Raw genomic sequence first — 21,034 nt, 5'->3', positions numbered from 1 at the left:
CCCGCCCCCCCCCGCCCCCCCCCCACTCCCCCCCCCCCCCCCCCCCCCCCCCCCCCCCCCCCCGCCCCCCGGCGCCCCCCCCGCCCCCCCCCCCCCCCCCCCCCCCCCCGCCTCGTCGTATTAAAACCTGTGTGAGTCCGCTGCTGGTTCCCGGTGTCGCCTGAAAATCGTCTCAGCCGCAATTCATCGAGGTCTCAGCGGAATTGGCCTTTTCTGGCGCCGGTGTCCCGTAGTGTTTTCCATGTCGAAAGCGAACAGCGCGAAAGCGAAGTTCGCAAACACAGCGCACAAGGAGAACATCATGAGCTTCCGCAAGGTCACCCCCGTCAAGAAGTCCCGCAAGACTGCTGCGACCCCGGTAGCCCAGGCCGCAACCAAGAAGAAGGCCGCCAAGAAGGTCACCACGAAGCGACGCCCGGTCGCCCATAAGGGCTGATCACAGCTTCACACATGTAAATCAAAGGTAATTGCAGCAGTTCGATAGAGACCCTGCTGCAAAGGCGTGACACAGAAGGAGAAAGACATGAGCTTCCAGAAGATCACCCCGGTGAAGAAGGCCCGCAAGACCGCCGCCCCGGCTCCGAAGACCACGAACAAGAAGAAGGCCGCCGCGAAGAGGCCCGCGGCCAAGCGCCCGGTCGGCAACAAGGGCTGACGCACAGGGCTGACGCACCTCTGAGGCGGGGTCACCGGCGCGGGCGACGAGCCCGCGCCGGGCCCCGCCTCCGTCCTGTCCGCCGCACGGAAGGAAGTTGCTGACGATGAGGGAAGCCCGGGAGGCCTTCCGCCGCTTCTGGCCGCTGACCCGCGGAGACCGCACCTGGATGCTGGTGATCGTGGCCTGCGTGGTGGTGTCCGCGCTCGCCGAGACCGCCGCGATCCTGCTGTTCGCCGAACTGACCGACAACGCCCTGGAGGCGGGCTCGCTCTCCGCGTTCTGGGGGCCGGCCGGCGCCTGGCTGGGGGTCGCCGTGGTGGGCGCGCTCGTCGGATACCTCGGCAACTCGCTCGCGACCTGGACGGCCGAGAGATTCGTCCTCCGTCTCCGCGCCGGCGTCTTCGGCCACGTCCAGGACCTGCCCCCGCACTTCTTCCAGCGGCACCGTCAGGGTGACCTGGTGGAACGTCTCACCGGTGACGTCGAGGCCATCGAACAGATGGTCGTGTCCGGGGTCGTCGGCACGATCTCGGCCGCCTTCTCCGCCGTCTTCTACGCCGCGGCCGCCCTCTACCTCCGCTGGGACCTGGCCCTCGCCACCTTCGTCCTCGCCCCCCTCTTCCTCCTCGCCGCCCGCCGCTTCTCCGGCCGCATCAAGCAGGCCTCGCAGGACGAGCGGGTCGCGGACGGCGCGATCACGTCGGTGGTGGAGGAGTCACTCGGCAACATCGTGCTGACCCAGGCCTACAACCGGCGCCGGGACGAGGAGCGGCGCCTCGACAAGGAGGCCCGCGCGTGGATGCGGGCGAGCGTGCGCGGGGCGCGGCTGATCGAGATGTACGAGCAGTTCGTGGAGGTCGTCGAGACGCTGTGCGTGCTGGCGGTGATCGGCCTCGGCGTCTGGGAGATCTCCGCGGGCCGTATGACGCTCGGCGCCCTGCTCGCCTTCGCCGCCTTCATCGGCTACCTCTACCCGCCGGTCCGCGACCTCGGCCAGCTCGGCCTGACGGTCACCGCGGCCACGGCCGGGGCGGAACGCATCGCCGAGATCCTCGACGCCGAGCCGGCCGTCCGGGACCCCGAAACCCGGGTCGCTGCCTGGCCGGTGCGCGGCTGGGTCGGCTTCCACGGTGTCACCTTCCGCTACCCCGGATCGGCCCGGGACTCCGTCCAGGACATGACCCTCCGGACGAGCCCGGGCGAACTGGTGCTCGTCACCGGCCCGAGCGGCGCCGGCAAGTCCACCCTCGCCAAGCTCCTCACCCGCTTCTACGACCCCGACAGCGGCGTCATCTCCCTGGACGGCGTTCCGCTGACGGACGTACCGCTGGACTTCCTGCGCGAGAACATCGCACTGCTCCCGCAGCAGACCCTCGTCCTCAACGGCACGGTCCGCGAGAACATCGCCTGCGGCCGGCCGGGCGCGACGGAGGCGGAGATCGAGCAGGCGGCGAGGTCCGCGGCGGCCCACGACTTCATCACCGCCCTCCCCGACGGCTACGACACCCCCCTCGCCCCCGGCACCGCCGCCCTCTCCGGCGGCCAGCTCCAACGCGTCGCCATCGCCCGCGCGATGCTCCGCGCCGCCCCGGTCCTCGTCCTCGACGAACCGACCGCCGGCCTCGACTCGGTCGCCGCACGCCAGATCGTCCAGCCCCTGCGCCGCCTGATGTCCGGCCGTACGACGATCATGATCACCCACGACCTCAGCCTCGCGGCGGACGCCGACCGCGTGCTCGTGGTCGACGAGGGCCGGTTGGTGGACTCCGGCACGCACGACGAACTGATGGCCCGCTGCCCGGTCTACACGAGACTGGCCGAGCCCTGGCCCGGACCACGCCCACCCGCCCCCGACGACACCCTGGCCCTGCGCATCTGAACCCGGCCCACCGAACCACCGCTCACCCCCGCCTCCGCCCCGCCCGCAGCTCCCACCACCCGTGCAGCAGCGCGGCGAGCACCGCGAGGGAGGCGAGGGGCACGCAGACGAGCAGGAGGAACGGCCGGCCCCGGGTACCGGTGACGAGTTCCTGGCCGGACCAGAGCACGCACATGGCGGCCAGGACCAGCGCGGCACCGATGCGCGACCGTTGCCAGGCCCTGCGGTGCCCGGCCCGCCACCGCACCCGCGCCTCCCCCTCCCGCGCGGCTCCCAGGCCCTGCCGAGGTGCCGGGCAGCCGCCGCCCGCACCTCCGCGACCTCGGCGTACGGGTCGTCGAGCTGCCGGTCGTCGAGGCGCGGGAGAAGGACGCGACGGCCGTCGGTGGCGTAGAGGTACGTCAGCGACCGGGGCATGACGCCGAACGTGTCGTGGCCGTAGGGCTCCACCCGGAGATCGTGGACGTCGTCCCAGGCCACCGTCCGTGTCCGTACGGCGCCCCGTACGGTGATCCCGTGGCCGGTGACGAGGGTGTGCGCCCGGCAGTGGCTGAGGACGGCGTGCAGGAGCAACGTCCACAGGGCGACCGTGCCCGCCACGGACAGCCAGAACGGGACGGCGTCGGACGTCCGGAACGTGTGCCGGACGGTGACCACCAGACCGAGGGCCAGCAGCCCGAGCTCCACTGCGGACGCCGGACGCCGCCTGCGGTACTCCCGCCCGACGCCGCCCTCACGTACACCCTCGCGGACGCCGTCGCCCGTGCCCTCGCCCACCGCACCCTCCTCAGGCGCACGAACGGGTGCGCGACCGGCCGGGATGCTACAGCGGGCGGCTGTGTGGGCCCCCGGCGGAAGCGGTACCGGCGGAGGCGGTCTTCCGAGGAAGCGGTCCGCGAGGAAGCGGTCCCGGCGCGCGGGACCGCTCGGCGCCGCTGGTGCGTGGTCTGCGACCGGGTGACGGCGGTGAGGGCGGGGGCGAGCTCAGGAAGCGGTGGGTGTCCAGTCGCCCAGCCAGTCCGCGACCTCCTGGTCGGCGGCCTGGGCGGCGGTCAGGTGGGGGCGGTCGGTGCTCGCGCTGCCCGCGCCCGCGCCGGTGTTCTGGTACTCGGCGAACCGGTCGGCCTTCCAGGAGAAGCCGCTCATGTCGGTCCACGGAGTGGTCTTGACGGCGGCGCTGAGCGTGGTGTTGCGGACCGTCGTCTGCGGGTCGAGGGTCGCGTCGCCGCCGGCGTGCCAGGGGCGGCCCAGGTAGAAGCTCCGGTCGGACACGTCACCGTTGACGGTGGAGTTGGCGATGAGGATCCCCTTGCGGTCGGCGGCCGTGCTGGGGGCGGTGACGTAGCCGGCCGACGTGCCGTTCCAGCGCTTCTTCAGGGTGATGACGGACCGGTCGATCACCGCGGTGGCCCGGCCGAAGACGAAGTCGACGTTGCCGATGACGTAGGAGTTGGTCATGTAGACCCGGCCCAGCCGGTCCTTGGCCGCGGTGTCCACCAGCAGCGTGTCCTGGTCGCCGCTGACGATGACGCCGTCGAGGAACACCTTGTCCGACGCCGTGCGCAGGGCGACGGCCTGGTGGCCGGAGAGGGACTGGTTGGCGGCCTCGTCGAAGTCGTTGGAGATGGACAGGTTGCGGGCCTGGAAGTCGTCCGCCTCGACGGCGACGGTGGCGCTGCCGCCCGTGCCGTACGTCCCGGAGCCGTCGGGCTTCGGCGTGCCCGCCGCGTTGTTGTAGACGATCACCGTGTCCTTGCGGCTCGCGCCCGTGCCCTGGAAGGTGACGTGCGGCTTGTTGGACGGGACCTTGACGACCTCGCGGTACGTGCCCGGCTTGATCTGGATCACGACCCGGGAGGGGTTGTTCGCCGGTACCGCGTTCACCGCGGCCTGCACGGTCCGGTACTGCCCGCTGCCGTCCTGCGCGACGGTGAGGGTCGTCGCGGCGGCGGCCTTCGTGGTGGCCGAGGCCGTACCGATCGACGTACGCGGTCCCGCGCCCGACTTCAGGAGCGCCGGCACGTCGGCGGTGCGGTCGAGGGTGTAGGCGTAGTACGTCTTCGGGTCGAAGGCGCTGCCCCCGCTCTCGTTGCGCCCGGTCGTCGAGACGAAGGTGTTGCCCCTCTGGACGATCGACGCGGTGCTGTCCTTGATGACAGGGTTGTTGACGCCCTGGAAGTAGGAGTTCTCCAGAACCATCTTCGTCGCGCCGCGCGAGTAGTTGCCGTACGAGGACTTGATGGTGGTGCCCGCCACGTCCTCCAGGAAGTTGTTGTAGAGGTGCGCGTGGGCGGCGTTGTCCGTCGACGGGTTGCGTTGTTCGGTCTCGCGGATCCAGTTGTGGTGGATCGTGATGTCGGTGACGACGTTCTCGGTCCAGCCGATGCCGAACGCCTTGTTGTCGTCGCTCAGCTTGTTCCAGGACACGGTCACGTACGTACTGTCCTTGCGGACGTCGATCAGCCCGTCCGCCATGTGCCGCAGGTCGTTGTGGTCGATCCACACGTGGTGCGCGCCGTCCATCTGGACGGCGTCGAAGTCGTGGTCCTTGTCGTTCCAGACGCCCTGGTACGCGTCCCGGATCGTCAGGTTCCTGATGATGACGTTGTGGACGCCCTGCCCGAGGAAGAAGCCGCCGCCGACGATGTGCCCGGAGGTCCCGGACCCGACGATGGTCTTGTCGGAGGCGACCTTGATCTCCTTGCCGACCGGGTTCATGGTGATGGTCGCCGCGACGACGATGACGTACGGCTCGGCGGCCGTCGCGTACTTCTCCAGGTCGGCGAGGGTCGTCACGGTGACGGTCTTTCCGTCCCGCCCGCCGTAGGTGCCGTTCTGCCCGAGGGCGTTGACGGAGGCGAAACCGTCGGCGGTTGCGGTGGCCCAGGCGGGGGCGGCGGTGGCGGCGGACGCGTTCTGCTGGGCGCCGAGCCCGAACACCGTCCCGTACGCCAGCGTGCCGGCCGCGGCCAGGACCAGCGGCACACCGGCCGCGAGAGCCTTCCTGCGCCTGCGGTGGCGGGGCCTGTCCGTGGGTGTGACGCGGTGTGCGCTCATACGACCTTCCGTTCCGTGGGGGGATGGTGACCGCTGGTGGGTCGCCGCACGGGACGGAAAGGTTGCCGGGGGGCCGGGAGTCACTTGGCCGGGGAGTCACACGGCCGGGGTCTCCGGCGGAGGCGTCGGCGCGCCCGGCAGGCGTACGGTCGCCACCGTGCCGCCGCCCTGCGCGCGGGACAGGGAGACGTCGCCGCCGGCCTGCTGGACCGTGCGGGCGACGATCGACAGGCCGAGGCCCGAACCCGGGAGGGCCCGCGCGCCGGGGGAGCGCCAGAAGCGGTCGAAGACATGCGGGAGTTCGTCCTCGGGGATGCCGGGGCCGTGGTCGCGGACGGTCAGGACGCCCCCGGTCAGCCGGACGGCGATCGTGCCGCCCTCGGGGCTGAACTTCACCGCGTTGTCGAGGATGTTGACCACCGCACGCTCCAGCGCCGACGGTTCCGCCCTGGTGTACCAGGGTTCCAGGGAGGCCGTGATGGTCAGCTCCGGGCCGCGCAGCCGGGCCCGGCGCAGGGCCGCCTCGACCGTGTCCTCCAGGGAGACCACCTGCACGCGTTCGCCGCGCTGGCCCTCCGAACGGGACAGCTCCTGCAGGTCGCCGATGAGCGAGGCCAGCTCGGTCATCTGCGCCTTCACCGAGGCGAGCAGGGCCTTGCGGTCGGCGGCGGGGAGGGGACGGCCGGTCTCCTCGCTGCGGGTGAGCAGCTCGATGTTGGTCCGGAGCGAGGTCAGCGGGGTACGGAGTTCGTGGCCGGCGTCGGCGATGAGCTGCTGCTGGAGCTCGTGGGAGCTGGCCAGGGACGAGGTCATCGAGTTGAAGGAGCGGGAGAGGCGGGCGACCTCGTCCTCGCTGTCCTCCTCGACCGGGATGCGGATGCTCAGATCCTCGGTGCGGGCGACGTGCTCGACGGCCTCGGTGAGCTTGTCGACGGGACGCAGACCCGCGCGGGCCACGGCGAGCCCGGCGGCTCCGGCGCCGAGGACGCCGACGCCGGAGACGAGGAGGAGGATGAGGGCGAGTTCGTTGAGGGTGGCCTGGGTCCCCTCGAGGGAGACGCCGACCATGACGGCGCCGTTGGAGCGGGCCCCGGTGAGGGTGTTCTCCAGGATTTGCGGCGCGGTCATCACGCGCACCGGGTCGCCGTTCTCGTCGGTGCCGTCACGGATGATGCCCTCACCGCTGGCGGCGTTCCTGATCACGTTCTTGTCGGCCTGGGTGACCTTGATCGTGCCCTCGGAGTTGGCGATGACGCAGGGGGTGCCGTCCACCTTGACGACCTGCGTGTACAGGTTGTTCCGGAAGGGGTTGGTGCTCTGCGGGGTCTTGGTGCAGTCGGCGAGCGCGTCGTTCATCTGCTCGAACTGCCCGGGCTTCATCCGCGCCGCCTGCTGAAGGTCGTCGTTCACCTGCTCGTACAGCTTGCCCTGGACGATGAACCAGCACGTCACGGAGACCGCCGCCACCGCGAACGCCACCGCCGCCGCCACCAGCAGCGCCAGCCGGGACCGGATCGGCAGGGTACGGATCCGGCGTACGAGCTTCCTCACTCCGCGCCGCCCTGCCGCAGGACGTACCCCACGCCCCGCACGGTGTGCACGAGCCGAGGCTCACCCCCGGCCTCGGTCTTGCGCCGCAGGTACATCACGTACACGTCCAGCGAGTTCGACGACGGCTCGAAGTCGAAGCCCCAGACCGCCTTCAGGATCTGCTCCCGGGTGAGGACCTGGCGCGGGTGCGCCATGAACATCTCCAGGAGGGTGAACTCCGTGCGGGTCAGCTCCACCGGCCGCCCGCCCCGCGTCACCTCGCGCGTCGCGAGGTCCATGCGCAGGTCGGCGAAGGTGAGGGCCTCGTCCTCGTGGGCGTTGTCCGTCACGGCGACCGCGTAGGAGCTGCGGCGCAGCAGGGCGCGGACACGGGCGAAGAGCTCATCGAGTTCGAACGGCTTGACCAGGTAGTCGTCGGCGCCCGCGTCGAGGCCGGTGACCCGGTCGCCGACCGTGTCGCGGGCGGTCAGCATGAGGATGGGCGTGGTGTCACCGGCGCCGCGGATGCGGCGGGCGGCGGTCAGTCCGTCCATGCGGGGCATCTGGATGTCGAGGACGACGAGGTCGGGCCGGTAGACGGTCGCCTTCTCCAGGGCGTCCGCGCCGTCCACGGCGACCTCCGTGTCGTAGCCCTCGAAGGCGAGGCTGCGCTGGAGTGCTTCGCGCACCGCCGGCTCGTCGTCGACGATCAGGATGCGCTGGGGGTCACGGTCGCCTTCGGCGGGGCTCATGGGCGTGGGTTCCTCGGGTGCGGTGGGACGGGCAGGGGGCTGAAGGCTTTCAGCCTCGCATGCTTCCCGGCGGGCGCGTGAAGGTCGGCCGGCGCGGAGCGCGGGCCGGCTCAGAGCGCGCGGGCGGTCCGGCGGCGGCGGGCGGTGGACCGGCGGCCCGCGGCGGCCGGGGTCGCGGCCGTCGCCACCTCCGGCGCCCGCGGCGTCCGCCGCACCGGGGCGTGCAGCTCGTACGCCACCTCGAGGGCCAGGGCGAGGTCGGCCGCGCCGACGCCGGTCACCGGGTGCGAGACCTGCTTGATCATGACGTACTCCCTGCTGGGTGATGGGACGGTCAGCTGTCGGAACCGCCGGCCCGCAGTGTGGCCAGGTCGGTTTTGACGGTGTTGATCGGGATGGCGAAGCCGAGGCCGACGCTGCCGGCGTCGGAGGAGGTGGCGTCGGCGGCGGAGTACATCGCGGAGTTGATGCCGATGATGTTGCCGTTGGCGTCGATCAGCGCGCCGCCGGAGTTGCCGGGGTTCAGGGAGGCGTCGGTCTGGATCGCCTTGTAGGTGGTGGTGGACGAGCCGGTGTCACCGTTGAACTGCTGCCCGCCGAACTCGAACGGCCAGCCACCGCCCTGCTGCTGTTGCTGCTGCCCCTGGCTCTCGTCGGTGGAGACGGTGACGTCCCGGTTCAGGGCGGAGACGATGCCGCTGGTGACGGTGCCGGTGAGCCCCTCGGGGGAGCCGATCGCGACGACCGTGTCACCGACCTGGACGCCGTCGGAGTCGCCGAGGGTCGCCGCCTTCAGGCCGGAGGCGTTCACCAGCTTGATCAGGGCGAGGTCCTTCTTGCTGTCGGTGCCGACGACCTGGGCCGTGTACGACGTGCCGTCGCTGGTCGTCACCTTGATCGAGGAGGCGCCGGAGACGACGTGGTTGTTGGTGATGATCTCGCCGTCGCTGGTGATGATCACGCCGGAGCCGGTCGAGGACCCGTCGGCCAGGGTGGCGTTGATCTCGACGACGCTCGGGCTGACCGCCGCGGCGATCGTGGCGACGTCACCGGTCCTGCTGGAGGGCACCACGCTGGTCGTCGTGGACGAGGCGACCACCTCGTCCGTGCCGGTCAGCTCCTGGATGCCGTAGGCCGTGCCGCCGCCGATGGCCGCGGCGACGATCGCCACGGCGGCGAGCAGCGCGACCGGGCCGCGGGTGCGCTTCTTCCTCGGTGCCGGCACGGGCTCGGCCGCCACGGGCGTCAGGAGAGCGGTGCCGCCGCCGCTGCCGTCCCCGGCGAAGGCCCGCGCCTGCGGCTGCCGAGGCGTCTGCGCCGACGTCTGCCACACGGCGGTCGGCTCGACGGGCTGCGGCGCCGGCTGCTGGGCGGGCGGGGGCGGCCACTCCGGGTTCACGGGGGCGGAGGCGTGCTGCGGGGCGCCCTGGTACGGGTTCTCGTGGTTCTCGTACTCGCCGCTGCGGCGGAAGCTCTCGGTCATGTCCATGAGCTTGTCGCCCGACCATGAGAGCCGGCTGAGTCCTCGCTGAGAAGCCGGGCAGAAGCTCGTACGCCCGGTATAAAGCCGGTCCAGGAGGCAGTGCCGTGCCTCTCAGCGAGCTCTCATACGGGCAGGTCCCCCGCGCCCCAGCGGGCCACGGTGCGGACAGGCGTCGTACGGGCAGGTGCGGTGCGGGCAGCCGTCGTGTCGGCATGCGCCGTACGGGCGTGCGCCCTACCGACAGGAGCCGTACGGGCAGACGCCGTCCCGGCAGGCGCTGTACCGGCAGGCGCCGTCCCGGCGGCGGCCGTCAGGCGCAGCCGCAGGAGCGCCGCACGACCAGCCGCGACGGGAACACCTTCAGCCGCTCGCGCCGCGACCCCGCGACCCGCAGCCCGTCGTCCAGGACCAGGTCCACCGCCGCGCGCGCCATCGCCGAACGGTCGGACGCGACCGTGGTCAGGGGCGGATCGGCCAGCGCCGCCTCCTTGATGTCGTCGAAGCCGGCCACCCCCAGCTCGCCGGGCACGTCGATGCGCAGCTCGCGCGCGGCCCGCAGCAGACCGATCGCCTGGTCGTCGGTGGAGCAGAAGACGGCCGGCGGCCGGTTCGGGCCCGACAGCAGCTCCAGGGCGACCTGGTAGGCGTCGTAGCGGTTGTACGGCGCCTCGAAGAGCCGGCCCTCGGTGCTGAGGCCGGCCTCGTCCATGGCCCGCCGCCAGCCCTCGACGTGGTCGGAGACGGGGTCGCCCACGGACGGCGTCTCGGCGGTGCCGCCCACACAGGCGACGTACTCGTAGCCGTGCTCCAGCAGATGCCGCACGGCGAGCTGGGCGCCGCCCAGGTCGTCGGTGACGACGGCGACGTCGTCGATGGCCTCGGGCCGCTCGTGCAGCAGGACCACCCGGGCGTCCCAGGCGTCGATCTCGGCGGCGGCCAGATCGTTGAGCGCGTGGCTGACGAGGATCAGCCCGGAGACCCGCATCCCGAGGAAGGCGCGCAGGTAGTGGACCTCGCGTTCGCCCACGTAGTCGGTGTTGCCGACGAGCACCATCTTGCCGCGCTCGGACGCGGCCTGCTCGACCGCGTGCGCCATCTCCCCGAAGAAGGGCTGGCGGGCGTCCGGGATGATCAGGCCTATGAGGTCCGTGCGCCGGGACGCCATCGCCTGCGCGACCCGGTCCGGCCGGTACCCCAGCTCCTTGATGGCGGCGAGGACGCGCTCGCGCGTGGCCGGGGCGACCGGCCGGGGTCCGTTGTTGATGACATAGCTGACCACGGCAGTGGACGTCCCTGCCAGCCGTGCTACGTCGTCCCGAGTCACCTTGGCCACGCGCGGAGTCTACGCGGATGGACCCGCTCCGGGCAGGGCATACAGCGGCATCGCCGCACGGGGGACGGGCGGGAACGCGCGTGAGCGGCGCCCGCCCGGGCGGGCGCTACGCCTCGGCCGAGACCTCTTGGGCGCCCACGGAGGCCGCGTTGTCCGCATCGTCCGCCTTTGACCGGTCCGTCGCGCCCTTGGCCTCGTCGGCGCCACGGTCGATCTTCTCGGGGGTAACGAATCGATAACCGACGTTGCGGACGGTTCCGATCAGCGACTCGTGCTCGGGGCCGAGCTTGGCGCGCAGCCGCCGTACGTGGACGTCGACCGTCCGGGTGCCGCCGAAGTAGTCGTAGCCCCACACCTCCTGGAGCAGCTGCGCGCGCGTGAAGACGCGGCCCGGGTGCTGCGCGAGGTACTTCAGGAGCTCGAACTCCTTGAAGGTGAGGTCGAGGACGCGGCCCTTGAGCTTGGCGGAGTAGGTGGCCTCGTCCACGGACAGGTCGCCGTTGCGGATCTCCATCGGGGAGTCGTCGGCGACGATCTGCTGGCGGCCCATGGCCAGACGCAGCCGCGCCTCGACCTCCGCCGGTCCGGCGGTGTCCAGCAGGACGTCGTCGATGCCCCAGTCGGCGGTGACGGCGGCCAGACCGCCCTCGGTGACGACCAGGATGAGCGGACAGCCGGGCCCGGTGGAGCGCAGCAGCTGGCAGAGGCTGCGGACCTGCGGCAGGTCACGGCGCCCGTCGATCAGGATGACGTCGGCACCGGGGGTGTCGACGAGGGCGGGGCCCTCGGCGGGGGCCACCCGCACGTTGTGCAGCAGCAGGCCGAGGGCGGGGAGCACCTCCGTCGACGGCTGGAGGGCGTTGGTCAGGAGCAGCAGAGAACTCATACGTCTGGTTCCTCCTCGGTCCCTGCGAGGACGTGTGCGGTGCGGCACTGCTCTGCGATCCCGGGGCCCCGTACACCTGCGGTTTCCCGCTTCGTATACAACGCTTCCGAAAGCACAAAAGGACCCGGGGGCTACGCTGCCCGAGTCCTCTGCCCAGCAGAATAGCCCACATGAGCAACGGTCGGCCGGGTCATGAGGTGCGTTCCATCGATCGTCCGCACTCCGAGACGAACAGACCTACACCTTTGCGGACGTTTCTGCGCACGGCGGACGGCGTGTCCATCGATTCCGTATACGACCCGGGTGCGGTCGTATACGACGCCTCCGCGCCACCCTTCCGTGACCTGGTGTTCGTCGTGGCCCACGGCTTCACGGGCGACGTGGACCGGCCGCACGTGCGCCGGGTGGCCTCCGTGTTCGGGCGGTACGGGGCGGTCGTCACCTTCTCCTTCCGGGGCCACGGCCGCTCCGGCGGACGCTCCACGGTCGGCGACCGCGAGGTCCTCGACCTGGCGGCCGCGGTCGAGTGGGCCCGTGGAACCGGGCACGCGCGCGTGGTCACCGTCGGCTTCTCCATGGGCGGCTCGGTGGTGCTGCGGCACGCGGCCCTGCACACCGGGACGGTCGACGCCGTGGTCTCGGTCAGCGCGCCCGCCCGCTGGTACTACCGGGGCACGGCCCCCATGCGCCGTCTGCACTGGATGGTCACCCGTCCCGAGGGCCGCCTGGTCGGCCGCTACGGTTTCCGCACCCGCATCCACCACCGGGAGTGGGACCCGGTGCCGCTGTCCCCGGCGGAGGCGGTCCCGAGGATGGCCCCCACGCCGTTGCTGATCGTCCACGGCGACCGGGACGGCTACTTCCCCGTCGACCACCCCCGGACGCTGGCCGAGGCCGCCGGTGAGCACGGCGAACTCTGGCTGGAGCCCGGCATGGGCCACGCCGAGCACGCCGCCGACGACGGATTGCTGGCCCGTATCGGGGACTGGGCGGTCTCCCGGGCGGGCTAGCCTGGCCCTGTTGAACGACCGTCGATGGACCGACCGAACCGACTGAGGAACGAGATGGCAAAGGGCACGGTGCGCTACTGGGCGGCCGCCAAGGCCGCGGCCGGCGTCGCCGAGGAGCCGTACGACGCGGCCACGCTCGCCGACGCGCTCGAGGCCGCGCGGCGGCGACACCCCGGTGAACTCGTCCGGGTGCTGCGGCGATGCTCGTTCCTCGTCGACGGTGACCCCGTGGGCACCCGCGCACATGAGACGGTACGGCTGGCCGACGGCGGCACGGTCGAGGTGCTCCCGCCGTTCGCAGGAGGGTGACGATGACCGACCAGCCGTACGGACACGGCCAGGGACAGTGGCAGGGCCAGGGGCACGAGGGCGACGACCCGCACCAGCGGCAGCCGCAGGCGTGGCCCGGGCAGCAGCAGGGGTACGACGACCCGCAGGCCCATCTCCAGTACACCCAGCAGTGGCAGGGCCAGACCTGGGAGACCGGCGTCCAGCCGCCGGTCCCCGCGGTGGACGCGGCGGAGACGGCGTACCTGCCGCCGCAGACCGGCGAGGCACCGGTGCACGGCGGTCACCAGCCGGACGCCCACCGGCCCGGGCACGCCGCGCAGGCCCCCGCCTGGCAGCAGCAGCGGGAGCCGTACGGCCGGCCGCAGGAGCCGTACGGGCAGCAGCCGGCGTCCCACGGACAGCCCCAGGAGCCGTACGGGCGCCAGGAGTCGTACGGGCAGCAGCCGGCGTCCCACGGGCAGTCCCAGGAGCCGTACGGACGGCAGGAGTCGTACGGACGGCAGGAGTCGTACGGACGGCACCGGGCGTCCTACGTGCCGCCCGCCCACGCATCCCACGCATCCGCAGCCGCCTCCGTCCCCGCACCCGAGCCGACGGCACCCGCCCCCGCCCCGGCACCCGAGCCCCGGCCGGAAGGTGACCGCACCGGCGGGCCCTCGTACGGTCCCGCCACCCTCGCCGGCAACGCCCGCATCACCGACGCCCAGCGCGCCCGTCTCGAGGGCCGCTCGCCGATCATCGAGCCCGGCATGCAGCCCGCCGCGCTCACCGCGCTCCTCGGCCTGCTGCTGTCCGGCACGGCGGCCGTCGGCACGTACGCGCTGCTCGTCCCGCTCGTCCTCCTCCAGGCCGTCACGGCGGCGGGCTGGTTCCGGCTGAACGGCATGTGGCCGGCCCGGCAGGGCATCGCGCTCGCCTTCCTCGGCGCGCTGGTCGCCGACGTGGCGCTGCTCGCGGCGGGCCGTGCCCACGCGCCCGCCGCCATCCTCGGCACCCTCGGCGTCTGGGTCCTGCTCTGCCTCGTCCTCCAGCTCCGCTCCCACGCGGACCCGGACGAGCGGATGTACGGCCTGATGGCGACCGTCGCCTCGGCCGCCCTGGCCATCGTCGCCACCGGCCACCTGGGGGCCGACCCGGACGCGGTGACGGTCGGCGCCGCCGCGGTCGCGGTCGCCGTGCCGGCCCGAGCGCTGCCCCTGCCGACCCCGGCGTCGGTGGTCGTCTCCCTGCTCGCCGCCGCGGGCGCCGGTATCGCGGTCGGCGGGATGACCGGTCTGGGCACCGAGGGCGCGCTCCTCGGCGTGGGCGCGGCGGTCTGCGCCCTGATCGGCCACCGGGTCGCCAGTTACGACTACCCGTCGCGCTTCGTGCACTTCACGGCGGGGGTGGCCCTGCCGCTGGCGGCGGCGGCACCGGCGGTGTACGTGCTGGGGCGGGCGCTCGGATAGCTCTGTCACAGCTGATCGACAATTCAACGGTCATCCCCCGCCGCAGGGTTACCGTGGGTGGTCATTGACCGCTCAGCCGTCCGGTGGGGGAACAACCGCATGCGTGCACTTCGAATACTGCTGGTCGTCGTCGTGATCCTCGGCGGCCTCTTCGTGCTCGCCGACCGGCTCGCGGTGAACTTCGCCGAGGGCGAGGCCGCGGACAAGCTGAGGACGAACGAGAACCTCGCGGCCACCCCGGACGTGTCCATCAAGGGCTTCCCCTTCCTCACCCAGGTCGTCGGCGGCGAGCTGGACGACGTCGAGGTCGGCATCCAGGACTACGAGGCGGTGGGCACCGAGGGCCGGAAGATCCGCATCGACGACCTCCAGGCGAACATGAGGGGCGTCGAGTTCTCCGGCGACTACAGCTCCGCCATCGCGTCCACCGCCACCGGCACCGCGTCCATCACGTACGCCGAACTGCTGAAGGCCGCGAAGAGCGAGCCGACGCAGGTCGCCCCGGGCGTCACCGCGGAGGTCGTCGGACTGTCCGACGGCGGCAACGGCAAGATCAAGGTCACCGTCGAGGCGACCGTCCTCGGCACCAAGCTCCCGCAGCCCCTGTCCGTGCTGAGCACGGTCGCGGTCGAGGGTGACACCGTCCGCGTGCACGCCGACTCGCTGCCGAGCTTCGGCGGGGTGCAGGCCGCCGAGAACGAGGTGCGTTCCATCACCGACTTCGAGCAGAAGATCGACGACCTGCCCGGCGGCATCCAGCTCGACAAGGTCGAGGCGGGGAAGAACGGTGTGGACATCTCGGTGAAGGGTTCCAACGTCCGTCTGGCCGGGTAGGACTCGCCCCTGGTGGACGGCGACCGTCCGAAGGGCGAGACGGCGGCGTCCGTGCCGCAGAGATGGCGACGGACACTTCGCGCCGGATCCCGTGCGGGGCCGCCTCCGGCACCCTCGGCTTCCCACTATCCGGACGATCGCATCTCACTATGCGACACGCCGGTGACATGCCCGCCCGTCCGTCCCTACGATCGACCGCATGAAGCGACAGGCGGATCTCACGAAGCGGCGGGCAGTAGACCTGTGCCGCGTCGCCGCCATGCTCTGTCGCACCTTCTGAGCGGAAGCGCCGCCGGCCTTCCGCGCCCCTCCCGGCGCCCTCGTCCGAGGGCATCCGTGTGCCGGCCGCCGGCGAGACCCGGCCGCGCACCTTCTTCTTGCACACCCCCGCCGCAACTGCCCCGGAGGAGAACGAGCATGAGCCGCAGCGACGTCCTGGTCGACGCCGACTGGCTGCAGGACCACCTGGACGACGAGAACATCGCCATCGTCGAGGTGGACGAGGACACGTCCGCCTACGAGAAGAACCACATCAAGAACGCGATCCGGATCGACTGGACCAAGGACCTCCAGGATCCGGTCCGCCGTGACTTCATCGACCAGGAGGGCTTCGAGAAGCTCCTGTCGGCGAAGGGCATCGCCAACGACACGCTGGTGATCCTTTACGGCGGCAACAACAACTGGTTCGCGTCCTACGCGTACTGGTACTTCAAGCTGTACGGCCACGAGAACGTCAAGCTTCTCGACGGCGGCCGCAAGAAGTGGGAACTGGACGCCCGCGAGCTCGTCCCCGGCGACGAGGTCCCCGAGCGCCCGGCCACCGAGTACAAGGCCAAGCCGCAGGACACGTCCATCCGTGCCTTCCGTGACGACGTCGTGGCCGCCATCGGGAGCCAGAACCTCGTGGACGTCCGTTCGCCCGACGAGTTCTCCGGCAAGCTGCTCGCCCCGGCCCACCTGCCGCAGGAGCAGTCGCAGCGTCCGGGCCACGTCCCGTCGGCCCGGAACATCCCCTGGTCGAAGAACGCCAACGACGACGGCACCTTCAAGTCGGACGAGGAGCTCAAGGAGCTCTACGCCGAGGAGAACGTCGACCTGGCCAAGGACACCATCGCCTACTGCCGTATCGGCGAGCGCTCGGCCCTGACCTGGTTCGTCCTGCACGAGCTGCTCGGTGTCGAGAACGTCAAGAACTACGACGGCTCCTGGACCGAGTACGGCTCCCTCGTCGGCGTGCCGATCGAGCTCGGCGCCGGCAAGTAATCCCACCCGACCGACCTTCCGGTCAGACCTAGACCCCTCTGGAGAAAGACATGTGTGGAGCGAAGGCCGGCGGCCCGGACGCCTCGACGATCAAGCCCGGTGAGACCACGATCCAGGGTCAGGTGACCCGCGACGGCGAGCCGGTGACGGGCTACGTCCGTCTGCTGGACTCGACCGGCGAGTTCACCGCGGAGGTCCCCACCTCCGCCACGGGCCAGTTCCGCTTCTACGCGGCCGAGGGCACCTGGACCGTGCGCGCTCTCGTCCCCGGCGCCACCGCCGACCGCACGGTCGTCGCCCAGGAGGGTGGCCTCGCGGAGGTCGCGATCGCGGTCTGAACCGACCGCGTGAACAAGTGAACGACTGAAGGGCCGCACCCCCCGGGTTGGACACCTGGGGTGCGGCCCTTCGGCCTGCCCGGCCCGGCTCCACCGGCCTACGCTGGACGTATGTACGCCCGCCGCCGGCACCGCTACTTCGCCATGATGGGCACCTGCGTCGCCCTGTTCGTCCTGGCCTGGAGCGTGGTGCGTCTCTGGTCGGTTCCGGTGGCCGTCGGAATGTGCCTGGTCGCGATGGTCATCCCGCCGGTCGCCGCGATGGTCGCCAACCGGCGCGGTCCCGACGACCGCTGGTGGGACGACCCGTCCGGCGACCCGACGTCCGACGCGTGGTGGGACGAGCTGGACGGGAAGAAGCGCCGTCAGTAGACCAGCGCCTGGGTGTCCTCGGCGAGCGCCTCCTGCACGAACACCTGCGCGCCCGCGATCCGTACGCCCTCCAGGACGTCCTTCTCCGTGATGTCCCGCCGGGCCGCGCACTGCGTGCACAGCGTGACCCCGCCCCCGGCCAGGATCGAGTCGAGCAGATCGGGCAGCGGAGCGGCGTGCGGCAGCTCGAACTCGGCGGCCCGGCCCGGCAGCGCGAACCAGGCGGACTCCCCGGTCAGCCAGAGGGACACCTCCACCCCGCTGGCCACGGCCACGGCCGCGACCGTGAACGCCTGCGAGCACCGCTCGGGGGCATCGGCCCCCGCGGTCACCTTGATCACGAGCTTCTTCGCCATGCTCGAATCGTAATCAACGGCCCTGCAACTGCCTGTGTTGACCAAGGGTCTCCTGTGAAGCGCGTGAGGGAACGCGCTTACGTTCGAGGGGGACGTTGTGGAAGAAGGCATGGAGGGAGCGGAGGGGACACCCCGTCCGGCGCCCGTCCGCCGACGGCGCGGGCCCACCGGGCTCCTGATCGCCGGGGCCGTCGTACTCGGCCTGGTGGCCGGTACCTGCGGCGGCTATCTCGTGCAGGCCGACCGGGAGCCGACGAGGCTGCCCCCGCTGTCCCAGCCGACGCTCCCGCAGGCGACGGGGCCCGCCCCCGAGCCGCTGTCGGCCGCGCGTGACCGCATGGTCGAGACCGACGGCGACCTGCGGAAACTGCTGCTGAAGAAGCCCAGCGGAGCGAAGGACGCCGAGTGGCTGGAGGGCGCCGACGGCTGGCTGGACCTGGCCGACTACGCCGGGCTGTACGAGGAGCCGGGCGCGGTGTTCGGCGAGCTCGTCCAGGACGAGTTCCGGCGGGCCGCCGTCACCGGCTGGGCGGAGGGCGAGTCGTACAGCGTGGAGATCCGGCTGGTGCAGTTCCGGCAGGAGGAGGACCTCGTGGCCGCCGACTACAGCGACAACAACCAGTACTGGGCGGAGGACAAGGAGACCGACAGCTGGCCGCTCCCGGGCACCGGCGACGGCATGGTGTACGTCCACCGCGCGCCGGAGACCGAGGCGGGCCATCTGCCGGTCTACACCGCGCAGGCGCACGCCTGGCGCGGTGACATCGCGATGGAGATCTGGGTCCACGGCTCCAGGGCGGTCAGCAAGAAGAAGATCATGGACCTGGCCGAGCGGCAGATGGAGCGGCTGTGAGCGACGACGTCGAGAACCCCACCGAGGGGCGAGCCGAGCCGGCGGTCGTGGAGTCGCCGGTCGTGGAGCCGCCGGTCGTGGAGCCCGAGGTCGTGGAGCCCGCGCCCGTCGTCGCCGCGCCCGTGGTGGCCGAGGCCGGGGACAGGCGGCGGATCCGCCCGGGCAGGGTCGCCGCCGTCGCCGGGGGCGTGCTGCTGGCCGGGGCGGTCGTCGTCGGTGCGGGCTACACCGTCGTCACCGTGAACGACGCCGACCGGGACGCGGGCGCTCCCGTCTGGGCGTTCCCGAAGGACAAACCCGTGGAGGCGAGGTCCGCCGGGGGCACCGGACTGGCCGGCACGCTCGTGCCGTACGGCGACGGCTGGGAGCGCGGACCGGATCTCGGCGAGTTCGGCTCCGACCGGGAGCTCGGCGGTGCCCAGGCCACGGCCCTGCGCAAGGAGTCGCTGAGCGGCCTGCCGCGCTCCCAGCGCAAGCTGCTGGAGAAGGAGATCGACAAGCAGCGCGTCCAGGGCATGGCCATGCGCAGCTACGTCCTGGGACCCGGCAGCTCCTTCTTCACCGACCAGCCGGTCACCGTGAGCGTCGTGCTGACCCGGATGGAGAGCAAGGCGGCCGTCCGGGACATCGCGACGTTCCAGAGCGAGTTCCTGGAGGTCCTGGGCGTCTTCCGCGACGGGCCGACGATCAAGGGCCACAAGAACGCCAAGTGCTTCCTGACGCCCAAGGACGACGACGAGGACCTCGACCTGATGACCTGCTCGGCGTACCAGGGAGAGGTCCTGGTCAGCGTCAACGCGGAGGCCGTCAAGCCCATGAACACCAAGGCCGTCGCCGCGCTGCTGACCGAGCAGCTCGACCGCGTCGAGGAGCCGGGGGAGGCCGTATGACCGAGCAGACGCAGCAGACGGAACCGGAGTGGCAGCCGGAGCAGCCGGTCGTCCCGCCGCCCCTGCCCGCCGCACCCGGGGGAAAGCCCGGTCGGCCCCAGGGCCGGGCCGGGGAACCCCGGGGGGAGGGGGAGGCCGTGCAGTCCCAGGAGCAGGCCCGGGAATCCCAGGAGCGCGTTCCCTCGAAGCCCTCGAAGGACCGCCGCGTGCTGCGGGCCGTGCTGCGCTGGACCGCCGCCGCCGTGGTGTTCGCGACGGTGGGGACGGCGACGGCGTACGGGATCACGCGGATGGAGCGGACGGACGTGCCGGGACTGGAGACGGTGTCGGACGGGCGGTGGGAGTACCCGCCGCTGACCAGGCCGCCGCTGCCCTCCGGCAGTCCCGGGCCCTTCGCGGACGGCAACACCGCCGGCGCGCACCACGCCGACCTGCGCGCCCTCCTCCTGCCCGCTCCCCTCGGGGCGACCGAGGACAAGGCCCTGCGCGGGTCGGACGGATGGCTGGCGCAGAAGGACTTCCTCGCGGAGTACCAGGAGAGGCAGGACCGGGAGGAGTTCGGGCAGAAGCTCGTCGACGCCGGCCTGCGCCACATCGCGGCCCGTGGCTGGACGACGAAGGACGGCACGCACACCCGCGTCTACCTGCTGCGGTTCGCCACGGCCGAGGTCGCGGACCGGATGCGCGCGGACATCGCCCCGTTCGACGAGGCCTGGTACCAGGTGCGCGGCGCGGACGCGTCCCACCTCGACGCGGACTTCCCGGTCAAGGCCGGGGTCGAGGGAGTGCAGCGCTCCGCGTACGTCGAGGACAGACCGTACGGCGCCGAGCAGGTCCGCCACGCGTACCTCCAGGCCGGCGACGTCCTGGCGCTGGTCGTGCAGACCCGGAAGGGCGCCGCACCGGCCGTTCCCTTCCAGCAGACGGTGACCCTGCAGAGCCAGCTGCTGGGCTGATCCCCGCGAGGGCGTACCTCACACGGAGGTCCGGGTCCCGGCCGCGTAAGCTGGGGCCCGGCCCTGTGTCCGTACGGAACCCATCACGCTCATCCCGAGGAGCACCCCGTGGAGATCTTCTTCGAAGCCCTGCTGGTCCTGGTCTGCGTCGGCGTCCTCGCCTTCGCCGGACTGACCGTGAAGAAGCTGTACCAGGGCCAGCGCTGACCGACCACGTTCAGGAACTGCCACCCATGATCGAGATCCCGTCCGACCTCCACAAGGACCTCGTGCCCCTCGCCTTCCTGCTCGGCAACTGGGCCGGCGCGGGCGTGCACGACTTCCCCGGCTCCGAGAAGTGCAACTTCGGGCAGGAGGTCACCTTCACGCACGACGGCCGGGACTTCCTGGAGTACCGCTCCCACACCTGGGTCCTGGACCAGGACGGCAACAAGGTCCGGCCCCTGGAGTCCGAGTCCGGCTTCTGGCGGATCGACGACGCCCGCAAGGTCGAGGTCACCCTGACCCGCGACGACGGCGTCATCGAGATCTGGTACGGCGAGCTCGCCGACAAGAAGCCCCAGATCGACCTGGTCACGGACGCGGTGGCGCGGACGGCGGCCTCCCGCCCGTACTCCGGCGGCAAGCGTCTGTACGGCTACGTCAAGAGCGACCTGATGTGGGTCGGCGAGAAGCAGACCCCCGACGTCGAGCTGCGCCCCTACATGTCCGCCCACCTGAAGAAGGTCGTCACCCCGGAGGAGGTCGAGCGCTGGGCCAAGGCCCTGCCCGACGACATGCCGGACGACGGCATCGCCTTCTTCAAGTAGTCCCCCGGGGGTGTCCGGTGGATCCGGCCGGGGTCG

Annotated in this window: 24 protein-coding genes and 1 pseudogene; 15 read left to right on the top strand and 10 right to left on the bottom strand. The window is 71.7% G+C overall.

The features are described 5' to 3' along the window. Positions 1-301 precede the first annotated feature (301 nt). From ACIBBD_RS27400 to ACIBBD_RS27390, 3 genes are all read left to right on the top strand, one after another. Entirely contained in the window at positions 302-436 is a 135-nt protein-coding gene (locus ACIBBD_RS27400) for a hypothetical protein (RefSeq protein ID WP_399422237.1), read from the top strand. 87 nt (positions 437-523) lie between these two features. After that, entirely contained in the window at positions 524-655 is a 132-nt protein-coding gene (locus ACIBBD_RS27395; RefSeq protein WP_399422236.1) for a hypothetical protein, read from the top strand. A 106-nt stretch (positions 656-761) separates the two neighbouring features. After that, positions 762-2,537: an ABC transporter ATP-binding protein gene (locus ACIBBD_RS27390; protein ID WP_399422234.1), complete on the top strand. Its 1,776-nt coding sequence runs from the start codon at positions 762-764 to the stop codon at positions 2,535-2,537. Between the two features lie 22 nt (positions 2,538-2,559). Here the strand turns inward: ACIBBD_RS27390 and ACIBBD_RS27385 are convergent, their stop codons facing one another. The 9 genes and pseudogenes from ACIBBD_RS27385 to ACIBBD_RS27345 all read right to left on the bottom strand — a co-directional run bounded on the left by ACIBBD_RS27385 (position 2,560) and on the right by ACIBBD_RS27345 (position 11,578). Next, on the bottom strand, positions 2,560-2,784 hold the full coding sequence (locus ACIBBD_RS27385; protein ID WP_399422233.1) for a hypothetical protein: 225 nt from the start codon (positions 2,782-2,784) through the stop codon (positions 2,560-2,562). A gap of 68 nt (positions 2,785-2,852) precedes the next feature. Further along, positions 2,853-3,137, bottom strand: a pseudogene (locus ACIBBD_RS27380) (PH domain-containing protein); the annotation flags it as partial. Between the two features lie 384 nt (positions 3,138-3,521). Then, positions 3,522-5,594: a pectinesterase family protein gene (locus ACIBBD_RS27375; RefSeq protein ID WP_399422232.1), complete on the bottom strand. Its 2,073-nt coding sequence runs from the start codon at positions 5,592-5,594 to the stop codon at positions 3,522-3,524. A gap of 96 nt (positions 5,595-5,690) precedes the next feature. Beyond that, positions 5,691-7,145 (bottom strand): ATP-binding protein, encoded by a 1,455-nt coding sequence (locus tag ACIBBD_RS27370; protein WP_399422231.1) that lies wholly within the window; start codon positions 7,143-7,145, stop codon positions 5,691-5,693. After that, positions 7,142-7,876 (bottom strand): response regulator transcription factor, encoded by a 735-nt coding sequence (locus ACIBBD_RS27365; protein ID WP_399422230.1) that lies wholly within the window; start codon positions 7,874-7,876, stop codon positions 7,142-7,144. Before ACIBBD_RS27365 ends, ACIBBD_RS27370 begins: the two co-directional genes overlap by 4 nt. Positions 7,877-7,986: 110 nt before the next feature. Beyond that, positions 7,987-8,181, bottom strand: a complete 195-nt coding sequence (locus ACIBBD_RS27360) for a hypothetical protein (protein WP_399422228.1) — start codon at positions 8,179-8,181, stop codon at positions 7,987-7,989. A gap of 29 nt (positions 8,182-8,210) precedes the next feature. Then, positions 8,211-9,359 carry a S1C family serine protease gene (locus tag ACIBBD_RS27355; protein WP_399422227.1) on the bottom strand — a complete coding sequence of 383 codons (1,149 nt, stop codon included), beginning with the start codon at positions 9,357-9,359 and terminating at the stop codon, positions 8,211-8,213. Positions 9,360-9,669: 310 nt separating this feature from the next. Beyond that, entirely contained in the window at positions 9,670-10,692 is a 1,023-nt protein-coding gene (locus ACIBBD_RS27350; RefSeq protein ID WP_399422225.1) for a LacI family DNA-binding transcriptional regulator, read from the bottom strand. A gap of 106 nt (positions 10,693-10,798) precedes the next feature. After that, the gene (locus tag ACIBBD_RS27345; RefSeq protein WP_399422224.1) at positions 10,799-11,578 is read right to left on the bottom strand and encodes a winged-helix domain-containing protein; all 780 of its coding nucleotides are present in this window, start codon (positions 11,576-11,578) and stop codon (positions 10,799-10,801) included. A gap of 170 nt (positions 11,579-11,748) precedes the next feature. Here ACIBBD_RS27345 and ACIBBD_RS27340 point away from each other — a divergent pair, with 170 nt between their 5' ends. The 8 genes from ACIBBD_RS27340 to ACIBBD_RS27305 all read left to right on the top strand — a co-directional run bounded on the left by ACIBBD_RS27340 (position 11,749) and on the right by ACIBBD_RS27305 (position 17,134). Further along, a complete protein-coding gene (locus ACIBBD_RS27340; RefSeq protein WP_399422223.1) occupies positions 11,749-12,588 on the top strand; it encodes an alpha/beta hydrolase in 840 nt (279 codons plus the stop codon). Between the two features lie 54 nt (positions 12,589-12,642). Beyond that, entirely contained in the window at positions 12,643-12,897 is a 255-nt protein-coding gene (locus ACIBBD_RS27335) for a MoaD/ThiS family protein (protein WP_399422222.1), read from the top strand. 2 nt (positions 12,898-12,899) lie between these two features. Further along, positions 12,900-14,327, top strand: a complete 1,428-nt coding sequence (locus tag ACIBBD_RS27330) for a hypothetical protein (RefSeq protein ID WP_399422221.1) — start codon at positions 12,900-12,902, stop codon at positions 14,325-14,327. 99 nt (positions 14,328-14,426) lie between these two features. After that, positions 14,427-15,161 carry a DUF2993 domain-containing protein gene (locus ACIBBD_RS27325; protein WP_399422219.1) on the top strand — a complete coding sequence of 245 codons (735 nt, stop codon included), beginning with the start codon at positions 14,427-14,429 and terminating at the stop codon, positions 15,159-15,161. Between the two features lie 199 nt (positions 15,162-15,360). Next, the gene (locus ACIBBD_RS27320) at positions 15,361-15,441 is read left to right on the top strand and encodes a putative leader peptide (RefSeq protein ID WP_350310325.1); all 81 of its coding nucleotides are present in this window, start codon (positions 15,361-15,363) and stop codon (positions 15,439-15,441) included. A 137-nt stretch (positions 15,442-15,578) separates the two neighbouring features. Beyond that, positions 15,579-16,424 (top strand): sulfurtransferase, encoded by an 846-nt coding sequence (locus tag ACIBBD_RS27315; RefSeq protein ID WP_399422218.1) that lies wholly within the window; start codon positions 15,579-15,581, stop codon positions 16,422-16,424. A gap of 50 nt (positions 16,425-16,474) precedes the next feature. Next, positions 16,475-16,762 carry a DUF1416 domain-containing protein gene (locus tag ACIBBD_RS27310; protein WP_399422217.1) on the top strand — a complete coding sequence of 96 codons (288 nt, stop codon included), beginning with the start codon at positions 16,475-16,477 and terminating at the stop codon, positions 16,760-16,762. A gap of 111 nt (positions 16,763-16,873) precedes the next feature. Beyond that, positions 16,874-17,134 (top strand): DUF3099 domain-containing protein, encoded by a 261-nt coding sequence (locus ACIBBD_RS27305; RefSeq protein WP_399422216.1) that lies wholly within the window; start codon positions 16,874-16,876, stop codon positions 17,132-17,134. On the opposite strand, the gene ACIBBD_RS27300 is transcribed toward ACIBBD_RS27305, so the two are convergent. Further along, entirely contained in the window at positions 17,128-17,490 is a 363-nt protein-coding gene (locus ACIBBD_RS27300) for a DsrE family protein (protein WP_399422215.1), read from the bottom strand. The two genes, ACIBBD_RS27305 and ACIBBD_RS27300, sit on opposite strands and share 7 nt — an antisense overlap. A 109-nt stretch (positions 17,491-17,599) precedes the next feature. Between ACIBBD_RS27300 and ACIBBD_RS27295 the strand changes: the two genes are divergently transcribed. The 4 genes from ACIBBD_RS27295 to ACIBBD_RS27280 all read left to right on the top strand — a co-directional run bounded on the left by ACIBBD_RS27295 (position 17,600) and on the right by ACIBBD_RS27280 (position 20,998). Next, positions 17,600-18,343: a hypothetical protein gene (locus ACIBBD_RS27295; protein WP_399422214.1), complete on the top strand. Its 744-nt coding sequence runs from the start codon at positions 17,600-17,602 to the stop codon at positions 18,341-18,343. After that, positions 18,340-19,233: a hypothetical protein gene (locus ACIBBD_RS27290; RefSeq protein WP_399422213.1), complete on the top strand. Its 894-nt coding sequence runs from the start codon at positions 18,340-18,342 to the stop codon at positions 19,231-19,233. Before ACIBBD_RS27295 ends, ACIBBD_RS27290 begins: the two co-directional genes overlap by 4 nt. Beyond that, entirely contained in the window at positions 19,230-20,189 is a 960-nt protein-coding gene (locus ACIBBD_RS27285; protein WP_399422212.1) for a hypothetical protein, read from the top strand. The genes ACIBBD_RS27290 and ACIBBD_RS27285 overlap by 4 nt, the downstream gene beginning before the upstream one ends. Positions 20,190-20,422: 233 nt before the next feature. Then, on the top strand, positions 20,423-20,998 hold the full coding sequence (locus ACIBBD_RS27280) for an FABP family protein (RefSeq protein ID WP_399422211.1): 576 nt from the start codon (positions 20,423-20,425) through the stop codon (positions 20,996-20,998). The last annotated feature ends 36 nt before the right edge of the window (positions 20,999-21,034 follow it).

The sequence above is a fragment of the Streptomyces sp. NPDC051315 genome (assembly GCF_044455165.1).
Classification (GTDB): domain Bacteria; phylum Actinomycetota; class Actinomycetes; order Streptomycetales; family Streptomycetaceae; genus Streptomyces.
This window is presented reverse-complemented; position numbering and strand designations above follow the sequence as displayed.

Coding starts and splice junctions, on each gene's coding strand:
- ACIBBD_RS27395 (WP_399422236.1), top strand. CDS start 524: ATGAGCTTCCAGAAGATCACCCCGGTGAAGAAGGCCCGCAAGACCGCC.
- ACIBBD_RS27320 (WP_350310325.1), top strand. CDS start 15,361: ATGAAGCGACAGGCGGATCTCACGAAGCGGCGGGCAGTAGACCTGTGC.
- ACIBBD_RS27345 (WP_399422224.1), bottom strand. CDS start 11,578: ATGAGTTCTCTGCTGCTCCTGACCAACGCCCTCCAGCCGTCGACGGAG.
- ACIBBD_RS27375 (WP_399422232.1), bottom strand. CDS start 5,594: ATGAGCGCACACCGCGTCACACCCACGGACAGGCCCCGCCACCGCAGG.
- ACIBBD_RS27340 (WP_399422223.1), top strand. CDS start 11,749: ATGAGCAACGGTCGGCCGGGTCATGAGGTGCGTTCCATCGATCGTCCG.
- ACIBBD_RS27285 (WP_399422212.1), top strand. CDS start 19,230: ATGACCGAGCAGACGCAGCAGACGGAACCGGAGTGGCAGCCGGAGCAG.
- ACIBBD_RS27300 (WP_399422215.1), bottom strand. CDS start 17,490: ATGGCGAAGAAGCTCGTGATCAAGGTGACCGCGGGGGCCGATGCCCCC.
- ACIBBD_RS27360 (WP_399422228.1), bottom strand. CDS start 8,181: ATGATCAAGCAGGTCTCGCACCCGGTGACCGGCGTCGGCGCGGCCGAC.
- ACIBBD_RS27400 (WP_399422237.1), top strand. CDS start 302: ATGAGCTTCCGCAAGGTCACCCCCGTCAAGAAGTCCCGCAAGACTGCT.
- ACIBBD_RS27365 (WP_399422230.1), bottom strand. CDS start 7,876: ATGAGCCCCGCCGAAGGCGACCGTGACCCCCAGCGCATCCTGATCGTC.
- ACIBBD_RS27280 (WP_399422211.1), top strand. CDS start 20,423: ATGATCGAGATCCCGTCCGACCTCCACAAGGACCTCGTGCCCCTCGCC.
- ACIBBD_RS27335 (WP_399422222.1), top strand. CDS start 12,643: ATGGCAAAGGGCACGGTGCGCTACTGGGCGGCCGCCAAGGCCGCGGCC.
- ACIBBD_RS27390 (WP_399422234.1), top strand. CDS start 762: ATGAGGGAAGCCCGGGAGGCCTTCCGCCGCTTCTGGCCGCTGACCCGC.
- ACIBBD_RS27355 (WP_399422227.1), bottom strand. CDS start 9,359: ATGACCGAGAGCTTCCGCCGCAGCGGCGAGTACGAGAACCACGAGAAC.
- ACIBBD_RS27315 (WP_399422218.1), top strand. CDS start 15,579: ATGAGCCGCAGCGACGTCCTGGTCGACGCCGACTGGCTGCAGGACCAC.
- ACIBBD_RS27325 (WP_399422219.1), top strand. CDS start 14,427: ATGCGTGCACTTCGAATACTGCTGGTCGTCGTCGTGATCCTCGGCGGC.
- ACIBBD_RS27310 (WP_399422217.1), top strand. CDS start 16,475: ATGTGTGGAGCGAAGGCCGGCGGCCCGGACGCCTCGACGATCAAGCCC.
- ACIBBD_RS27305 (WP_399422216.1), top strand. CDS start 16,874: ATGTACGCCCGCCGCCGGCACCGCTACTTCGCCATGATGGGCACCTGC.
- ACIBBD_RS27295 (WP_399422214.1), top strand. CDS start 17,600: ATGGAGGGAGCGGAGGGGACACCCCGTCCGGCGCCCGTCCGCCGACGG.
- ACIBBD_RS27330 (WP_399422221.1), top strand. CDS start 12,900: ATGACCGACCAGCCGTACGGACACGGCCAGGGACAGTGGCAGGGCCAG.